This is a genomic window from Mesorhizobium zhangyense (genome assembly GCF_011045115.1).
Lineage (GTDB): Bacteria > Pseudomonadota > Alphaproteobacteria > Rhizobiales > Rhizobiaceae > Mesorhizobium_M > Mesorhizobium_M zhangyense.
Map to the genome: position 1 here is coordinate 1 of NZ_JAAKZG010000045.1, position 2,433 is coordinate 2,433.

A 2,433-nucleotide genomic window follows, 5' to 3' on the forward strand; every position below is an offset into this window, starting at 1 on the left:
CATCTAACTTTGCAACCAGTAAGGTACGACAGCTTAACTTTCGGTTGCATGGAAAGCCGAATGTCGGACAGTTCTCATCGGGTGACTACTTGGGATGAGAGTGACTCGGACAAATCGTCCAACCAACACAATTGCAACGACAAACGCCACGAGGATGGGAACTATTGCAATCAGGATCGACGGGCGAACATGCTTTGGCCGGTTGTCGTTGTCCGGCCCTCGAATTGAAGGTTTCATCATTTACTGCAGCAGAGATTCGACCAAAGAAACGGCACCGAGAGGTTAGCCCGCTGCCGATTCGGGGTGTGTTGGCATTGCAGGTTGAGCCCTCCCCAAACCGCAGTGCTACGGACCCTCAAATAGGGCCGCTCCGTTTAGCCGTAACGGCCTTACTTCGCATTATTAAGTGTTACACCAGGAAGAAGTCTCCGGCCGTCATCGCCAGTCCTGGCGAGAGCAAGGCGAATTTGATCGCCGCGGCACCGTCAAGGCCGTCCTTGTCGAACAGCAGGTCTCCGGTTGCCTTGTTGTAGATGATCCGATCGGTTGAATCGTGGGCGGCACTGCCGGTGTGAAAGGCGCCCGCCGAAAGCCAGCCTTTTGCGAGGCCAACAAAGTACTTTGTGTCGAGCTGGATCGTATCCTGGGCGGGATTGTAATCGTTGATTTTGTCGATGTTGGTGGACCCGAGAGGCTTGTTGAACACGAAGGTATCATTGCCGGCGCCGCCGACCAGCGTGTCCGATCCCTTGCCGGCGTTCAGCGTGTCGTTGCCAGTCCCGCCACGCAGGATGTTCTTGCCGTCATTGCCGACAAGGGTGTTGTTGAGTGTATTGCCGTTGCCTGTAAGGTTGGCTGAGCCCTGCAACTCCAGCCGTTCGAGATTGGCACCGAGCGACCAGTCAATATGGGAGCGGATCGTGTCCGTGCCTTCACCGGCAAGTTCGATTGCACCGTCTCCGGTCGAAGACACCACATAGATGTCGTTGCCAAGACCGCCATACATCGTGTCTTTACCGGCAGCACCGTTCAGAAGATCGTTGCCAGCGCGGCCCCACAGCGCGTTGTTTCCGCTGTTTCCGACAATGTCGTTGTCGAGATCATTGCCGACGCCGCTCAGATGACCAGTTCCAAGCAATTCCAGCCGCTCGACAATAGATGAAAGTGTGAGGCTGATGGTGCTGCGAACCGTATCGGTTCCTTCGTTACTTAATTCGGAAACGACATCGCGCGCGTTATCGACATAGTAGATATCGTCGCCAGCACCACCGAACATCTCGTCAGCGCCAGCACCACCGTTTAGCGTGTCGTTGCCACCATAGCCGAAAAGGAAATCATCGCCGCGGTCGGTAACAAATTTGTCCGCATAGGCCGATCCGAACAGAATATCAACGCCGGTAGAACCGGTTACGTTGGCAGAGATATCGTAAGTTGCGATAATAAAATCAAAGAAAATATCGCTTAGGGAGTCGTAGTCAAAAATAGAGATACTTCCACTATAGAATGTACCCGGGCTCAACGTGGCTACGAAATCTACGAAGAGAAAAGGGTCTCCATCGCCGTATTGATATGCGCTGCCACTATAAGAGCCAATCTCGACATGAGCGTCGCCGTTAAAGGAATAGACGCCGCTCTCCTCATCGTAGTACCCGGGCAGATAGTATCCCATATGGACGCTTATCTGGTTTCCGGCACGATCCAACGTGAAGTCCGGCGATACGTATGTTTCTTCTTCAAGGATGATCATCGCTCTCCCCAACTAGCCCACTACGCAGACACAATCGATTGCAACCGGCGAGCAGATCGCCACAACCCTAAATATGCAGATGCAATACCCAAACATGGTGTGCAACTCCCAAATGGGGGGATCTTCCAGTTATGAAAAAGCTGAGCCTCAGATGGTGAGGGTTTCTGCGTAGCGGTTCCAAGCCATGACGCCGGCATGGTTCCGGGCCAGAGCGTTCGTGATGTAGTCACTACACGACAAAGAAGTCTCCTGCCGACACCGCAAGTCCTGGAGAGAGAGTCGCAAACTTCATCGCAGCAGCGCTCCCGGTGCCGTCCCGGTCGAAGAGCAAGTCGCCGCTCGAGCTATTATAGATGATGCGATCGTTGGCATCATGTGCCGCGTTGCCGATATGGAACGCCGCCGCTGCCAGCCAACCTGCCGCCAGGCCGGTGAAAATTGCATTTTCGACCTGGAGCGTGTCGTGTACCGGATTGTAATCCGTGATCTTGTCGATGTTGGTTACGCTGAAAGCGGCGTTGAAGAAGAAAGTGTCGTTGCCCGATCCACCTACCAATGTGTCCTTGCCGCCACCACCGACGATATAGTCGTTACCAGCAGCGCCGCGGAGAATGTTCGTTCCGCTATTGCCGATGAGGGCGTTGTTCAAGCCGTTGCCGTTTCCGACCAGATTTGTGGTGCCTTGT

At 54.1% G+C, this 2,433-nt stretch carries 1 protein-coding gene and 1 pseudogene; both read right to left on the bottom strand.

What is annotated here, in order from left to right; translation table 11 throughout:
- Positions 1-409 precede the first annotated feature (409 nt).
- Complete coding sequence (locus G6N74_RS30335) at positions 410-1,747, bottom strand: calcium-binding protein (protein ID WP_165121713.1); 1,338 nt, start codon at positions 1,745-1,747, stop codon at positions 410-412.
- A gap of 229 nt (positions 1,748-1,976) precedes the next feature.
- Positions 1,977-2,433 (bottom strand): annotated as a pseudogene (locus tag G6N74_RS30340) (calcium-binding protein); the annotation flags it as partial.

What these genes read in the sequence shown, in the direction of transcription:
- G6N74_RS30335 (WP_165121713.1), bottom strand. Translation starts at nt 1,747, where the DNA reads ATGATCATCCTTGAAGAAGAAACATACGTATCGCCGGACTTCACGTTG.